Source organism: Carboxylicivirga sediminis (genome assembly GCF_018156225.1).
GTDB lineage: Bacteria > Bacteroidota > Bacteroidia > Bacteroidales > Marinilabiliaceae > Carboxylicivirga > Carboxylicivirga sediminis.
This window is the reverse complement of sequence record NZ_JAGTAR010000038.1, coordinates 44,595-51,280: the sequence shown is the minus strand read 5'-3', so window position 1 is coordinate 51,280 and position 6,686 is coordinate 44,595. Positions and strand designations below refer to the sequence as shown.

Here is a 6,686-nt window from a genome sequence, read left to right as displayed (position 1 = left end):
AGCCCGTGCACAACTTCATAGCAGCATAGCAATAATGCAAAAGCAAATCTATTTTAAAACACAAAAAAGAGGATGTCTCAATTTTGGACACCCTCGATTTTTGGAGTATATTGTATTTCGAAGTTGCTTAAGCCTCTTTTGGTTCAATCACCATCAGAACATCTCCTTTAGCAACAGAGTCACCAGAATCGAATTTGATTTCTGTAACCACGCCGTCAACAGCAGCATCAAGGTTATTCATCATCTTCATGGCTTCAAGCACAACCACTGTTTCACCAGCTTTTACTTCTTCGCCAACTTTCTTCTTGAACTCTACAATCATACCTGGGATTGGAGCTAACAAGCTACCTGTAGCTTCAACTTCTTTAGCACCACCCTTAGCACGACGAGCGCGAGGAGCCACTGCACCTGTTGCATTTGGATCGTTGATTTCAACAGTGAATACTTCGCCATCAACTTTAACTTCCAACTCACGGGTAGCACCACCGTTACCTTTAGAAGTTAATTCGCCAGATAATGCCTTACGCACCAACTCTTCTTCTTTCTCAACCTGCTCCATAGTCTTCGCCTGGAACTCAGCTGGTACTTCTTCCTTACCGTATTTCCACTTCAGGAAGCGCTTACCTGTTACAGGGTATAAAGCACACAATACTTCGTCGTCGATGTCTTGAGTAAAGTCTTTGAACTCCTCTTTAACGGCATCCATTTCAGGCTCTAAAATTGAACCAGGACGAACAGTAATAGGCTCCTCTCCACGTGGGTAATCCTTCAAGGCTTTCTTCTGAACTTCAGGATTGATAGGATCAGTAGTTTTACCGTACAATCCGTAACAAAGGTCTTTTACCTCTTTAGTAATCTGAGCGTATTCTCCTTCGTACGAGTCAAACAATACGTTGTTTACTGTTTGTACACCAACAATTTGTGACGTAGGCGTTACCAAAGGAATGTTACCTAAGTCTTTACGAACTTTTGGCAATAAACGGAATACTTCAGGTAACTTATCTAAAGCATTCATGGCTTTCAACTGGTTCACCAGGTTAGATAACATACCACCTGGTGTTTGGTGAAGCAATACATTGATATCAGTAGTAGCGTAGTTAGGATTGTTATCCAGGTGCTTGTACTTAGGTATGTATTTCTCCATCTCTTCTGCAATAGCAGTAATTTTATTGATGTCCATACCAGAATCGCGGTTAGTACCTAACAACGACATGATTAATGGCTCAACAGCAGCATGTGATGTACGGTAAGCGTAAGGCCCGATACAAGTATCAACGATATCCACACCAGCCTCAATTGCTTTGAAGATAGCTAAGTCAGCCATACCAGAAGTAAAGTGAGTGTGCAGGTTCAATGGAATATCAGTGAATTTCTTGATTTCGCGAATCAAGTTATAGATATCGTAAGGTGCAACCAAACCAGCCATATCTTTGATACAGATAGAGTCAACACCAAACTCAACTAAGTCTTTTACTTTGTTGATGTAGTAGTCCATGTTATAAACATCACCACCTAAACGAGGCTGGTTCAATGTGTAACATACTACACCCTGGAAGTGCTTACCATTGTCTTTGATAACCTGAGCAGCCGTTTCGAAGTTACGGTAGTCATTCAAAGCATCGAAACAACGGAAGATATCCATACCGTTATCGATTGAACGCTGAACGAATGCTTTTACTACATCATCAGCGTAATTACGGTAACCCACAACATTCTGACCACGTAGCAACATTGAGAAAGGAGTTTTTGGCATGTGCTTCTTCAAGGTGCGTAAACGCTCCCATGGATCCTCAGCCAGAAAACGGTGCATGGTATCAAAAGTAGCACCACCCCATGTTTCAACAGCGTTGTAACCAGCGTTGTCGATCATTTCAGCAACTGGTAACATATCTTCAGTACGTCCGCGAGTTGCAAATAAAGACTGGTGTCCGTCACGTAAACTAACGTCATTAATTTTAATTGGATTGGCTGCCTTTGGACGGTCAGCGCCAAACTCTAGTGGAGCCATTTCTAATACTCCGTGCTTATCGAAATTCATCTTTTTTCTTTTTTAAGTGCTTAGTGCAAAGTGCTTAGTGCCTGTAAGTAAAAAAGTCGATTTGGTGATTTATTTAATTGTCGAACTGTAAGATTCTCATCTCTCACTTCGCACCTCTCTTCTCTTTCTTCATGCTCTATCCCACTTCTGCCTTCTGCCTGTTAAACTACTTTACTTACCTTAAGCGCGAGAACGTAATAAACGACCACGACGTTGTACCATTGCTCGGTTACTCATAATCACTTCTTTACCGGCAGCTTTCCATGAGTTAACAGCTTTAACTTCGTTATTTTTAGCTGCTTCCTGCTCCAGGTAATAAGCTACAGCGATCATTGCCGCTCTTCTTCTTTTTTCTCTTGCTGTCATAGTACAATCGTTTTTTACAATGGAATGTTTCCGTGCTTTTTAGGAGGTAACACCTCTGTTTTAGTCGACATCACTTCCATGGCGTCGATTAGGCGCTGCCTTGTTTCGCTTGGCAGAATAACATCATCGATATAACCGCGCTTAGCTGCTAAGTAAGGTACACTAAATGCCTCTTCGTACTCGCTGATTTTAGCATCTGTCATCGCTTGCTTGTCTTCTGCTTCAGCAATCTGCTTACGGTATGTTGAAATAATCTCAACAGCTCCTTTAGCACCCATTACTGCAATCTCGGCCGATGGCCATGCAAATACCATATCAGCACCCAATGGCTTCGAACACATGGCTAAATAGGCACCTCCATAGTCTTTACGTGTAACAACAGTGAACTTAGGCACAGTAGCTTCGGCGTATGACCAAAGTAATTTAGCACCGTGACGAATAATGCCATCCCACTCCTGCTGAACACCTGGCAAGTATCCTGGTACGTCAACAAATGTAATCATTGGAATATTGTAAGCATCACAAGTACGAACGAAGCGTGAAATTTTATCGGAAGCATCGATATCTAAACAACCTGCCTGAATCATTGGCTGATTGGCAATGATACCTACGGAACGGTTGTTTAAGTGACCAAAACCTACAATAGCATTTTCAGCATAGTGCTCATGCACCTGCATAAACTCACCGTTATCAAGTACCGACTCAATAACATCCACCATGTTATATGGTGTTTTTGGATCATCTGGTATAATTGTATCTAACTCTTCACACTGACGAGTTGGGTCATCACCCATAGGTATTTGCGGTGCCTCTTCAAGATTGTTGTTTGGTAAAAACTCCAACAACTCTTTGATGGCATCTATTGTATCTTCGTCGCTATCGCAGGCAAAGTGAGCATTACCACTCTTGGTATTGTGAACCATAGCTCCACCAAGATCTTCCAAAGTAGTTTCCTCACCTGTCACGGTTTTAATTACATTAGGACCTGTAATAAACATGTGACTTTTTTTCTTTACCATAAAGATAAAGTCGGTCATAGCAGGAGAATATACTGCACCGCCGGCACAAGGTCCCATGATAGCTGAGATTTGCGGAATAACACCCGATGCACGTGAGTTACGCATGAAAATCTCACCGTAACCTTTCAAAGCATCAACGCCTTCTTCAACACGAGCACCACCTGAATCGTTAAGCCCAACAACTGGTGCACCAGCTTTAACCGCTAAGTCCATAATTTTACAAATCTTAGCAGCATGCATTTCACCTAGTGAACCGCCACGTGAAGTAAAATCTTGTGAGTAAGCAAAAACCGGACGACCATTTACTAAACCGTGACCGATAATTACACCGTCAGAAGGTATTTCAACTTTTTCAAGACCAAAGTTGACTGAGCGATGCTCAACAAACATGTCTACCTCCCTAAAGCTACCTTCGTCAAAAAGATAATCTAAACGCTCGCGAGCTGAAAGTTTGCCCTTTTCGTGATGTTTAGCCACACGTGCATCACCCCCCATTTTTCGGACTTCTTCACGCTTCTTTTTAAGTAGCTCAATCTTTTCAGATACTTTCATAAATACAGATAGTTTACAATTACACCAAAAATTCTTTAATTGTCTTTTATGCTGCCAAAAATATATACTAGTCCTGATAAGTTGACCATATAAATGTTAAAAAAATGAAAATTCACGATTTTTTTCTTTAATAAAAAAATACGAGCTGATTTTGTCGATTTTTTTACAAATAGTCTACTACAAAAACACTCAAGTTTTAATTTAAAAGAAATTACTGTAATGGGCTTAAAATGTGGATATATGAAATTTTGTGATTTACAAAGTTCAGGTGTTATATACTTAACACATATCCTTATGTATGTGGATTTTTTAAACCTGATAAATTATCTGTCACATATTTACTATTGAATCTTTATCAAGCCTGCAATAATCCTCACAAAAAGCGCTTCCACTCGAGAAAGATTTTTTTTTGAAATTCTGTTTTAAGCATCAACACTCTTTGGCATCAGGTGCCTATCGATAAGCCGGGTACTGATAATTAAGAAAGCCACCAAACACCCTATGGCTGCCCCCAGGCTGATATCAAGGGCCGTATGCACGCCTAACAATACCCGCGATAGAGCAACCAATGTCGCCCAGGCAAAAGGCAGTATGAAAAACAGACGACGCCTGAAATCGGAATAAATGAACAGGATGATATAGGCCATTAGCGTAGCCATCAAAAAAGCATTCACCGAATGACCCGAAGGAAAGGAATAGCCTGTTTCATGCAGCCAATGCGTGATGACTTTGGGATGCAAAGGTTCATCATCAAACATAATTACCTGAGACAACTGCCCGTTAAAAAAATCCTCAATGAATGCACGCCGTTCATCCTTGGATTCAATGTTATAAAAAGCTTCGCTATCAAAACCCATCGACTCATGAAGAAAAATAATATTTGGGCGTTCTACTTTCAGCTGTTCCTTAATAAAATACTCATTTACGCGGGCAAAGACACCAAGCACAAGTGAAAACACCACCAAAGCACCTGTTATTACCAGTAGTTTGCTTTTCCAACCTTTATAGTGCATACTGATGAGTATACAAAACAAAATGGTGATAAGAGGCACTCCTATTGTTCCACCTGTATTGGAAATTAAGAGCCAGAAAGTTGCCAACCACCCTTCGTGAATAACTGAAAATCCATATGGTAAAAAAAAGGTACTTGAAAGGATAAGCAGGCAAATAAATGAAATTAAAAGCAATAATCGAATACGCAAGATCATAATAACAACTTTATTTCTGACAAAAAACCGGTTGCAAGCGAGAGGTTTAAGTTAACCAATATAAGCGGATTTTCCTTAAATTTTCAGGATGTATATAACAAGAGAATTCATACCTGTCGGCAGTAAGAAGATAAGTGGTCACAATAGCTTACCTATTGACAACCGCCTTTTTTTTGCGTAATTAGTAAGAAGGGAAACAATTCGAGGTACAATGACACCGGCTTTTACATTATTGTCTGTTATATGGCTTAGTATGATGGTGTTCTTTATCATTATTATGCTGTTTGTTGTAATGCTGCTTATTGCCAAAGCTAAACTAACAACTCAAGGAATGGTGACCCTGACCATTAACGACGATAAACAATGGCAGGTAGCAGCAGGACAGACTGTTCTCAATAGTTTAAGCACCTTAGATATATTATTGCCATCGGCTTGCGGAGGTAAAGGCACTTGCGGCATGTGCAAATGCAGAGTGGTAGAAGGTGGCGGAAGCATACTTCCTTCCGAGACTATTTTTTTCAACCGCAAAGAAAGACTCAATAACTGGCGCCTGGCTTGTCAAACCAAGGTGCAGGAAAATGTTAGCATAGAAATACCACCTGAAGTAATGGAGATCAAAAAATGGGTATGTGAGGTGATTTCTAATCGCAATGTGGCCGCCTTTATTAAAGAATGTATTATCAAGCTTCCTCAACAGGAAAGGTTAGATTTTAGGGCCGGTGCTTATATACAGATATATGTCCCTAAAGTCAGCATTAATTATTCTGACATTGCCATTGATGAGCCATACAAAAGTGAATGGACACAAATGGGCATGTGGGATTTGCAAATGACTAACCGGGAAGAGACCTACAGGGTTTATTCAATGGCTAATTATCCCGGCGAAGGAGAAACAGTAACATTAAACGTACGCATTGCTGCCCCACCAATAACGAAGCTAAATAATTTCAAGAAGGTAAACCCGGGTATTTGCTCCTCTTTTATCTTTTCTCGTAAGGCTGGTGATAAAGTTATAATATCCGGTCCTTATGGCGAGTTTTATGTGAAAGGCCAGGCCAAAGAGCTTATGTTTATTGGTGGCGGGGCCGGCATGGCTCCGCTGCGCTCTCAAATATTTGATCTGCTAATTACTCGTCAATACATCAGTAAAGTTAGCTATTGGTATGGTGCGCGTTCAAAAATTGAGATATACTACGAAGAAGACTTTAGAAACCTGGAGAAACAATATCAGAACTTCCGATTCGAAATAGCCTTATCTGAACCCAAAGGTGATGATAACTGGAGCGGCCACTGCGGTTTTATCTCCGACGTCATCTATAAGGAGTATTTGAGTAAACACGAGGAGCCTGAAGAGATTGAGTATTATATTTGTGGCCCTCCCAAAATGCATGAGGCAACAATGGCCATGCTGTATAACCTGGGAGTACCAGACAGCAATATCTCATTTGATGAGTTCAGTTAAAAAGCTTATCATCATACACCATCTTCAACAAGTTAATATTG

The 6,686-nt window shown here is 40.5% G+C and carries 5 protein-coding genes; 1 reads left to right on the top strand and 4 read right to left on the bottom strand.

Going from position 1 to position 6,686, the window contains the following annotated elements:
* Window positions 1–127: 127 nt before the first annotated feature.
* The 4 genes from KDU71_RS19345 to KDU71_RS19330 form a co-directional block, all read right to left on the bottom strand.
* Window positions 128–2,038, bottom strand: a complete 1,911-nt coding sequence (locus KDU71_RS19345; RefSeq protein ID WP_212192760.1) for a pyruvate carboxylase subunit B — start codon at window positions 2,036–2,038, stop codon at window positions 128–130.
* Window positions 2,039–2,218: 180 nt separating this feature from the next.
* The gene (locus tag KDU71_RS19340) at window positions 2,219–2,404 is read right to left on the bottom strand and encodes a hypothetical protein (RefSeq protein ID WP_212192759.1); all 186 of its coding nucleotides are present in this window, start codon (window positions 2,402–2,404) and stop codon (window positions 2,219–2,221) included.
* A gap of 14 nt (window positions 2,405–2,418) precedes the next feature.
* The gene (locus KDU71_RS19335) at window positions 2,419–3,975 is read right to left on the bottom strand and encodes an acyl-CoA carboxylase subunit beta (RefSeq protein WP_212192758.1); all 1,557 of its coding nucleotides are present in this window, start codon (window positions 3,973–3,975) and stop codon (window positions 2,419–2,421) included.
* 422 nt (window positions 3,976–4,397) lie between these two features.
* On the bottom strand, window positions 4,398–5,183 hold the full coding sequence (locus tag KDU71_RS19330) for a phosphatase PAP2 family protein (RefSeq protein WP_212192757.1): 786 nt from the start codon (window positions 5,181–5,183) through the stop codon (window positions 4,398–4,400).
* Window positions 5,184–5,394: 211 nt separating this feature from the next.
* Between KDU71_RS19330 and nqrF the strand changes: the two genes are divergently transcribed.
* Complete coding sequence (nqrF, locus tag KDU71_RS19325; protein ID WP_212192756.1) at window positions 5,395–6,645, top strand: NADH:ubiquinone reductase (Na(+)-transporting) subunit F; 1,251 nt, start codon at window positions 5,395–5,397, stop codon at window positions 6,643–6,645.
* The last annotated feature ends 41 nt before the right edge of the window (window positions 6,646–6,686 follow it).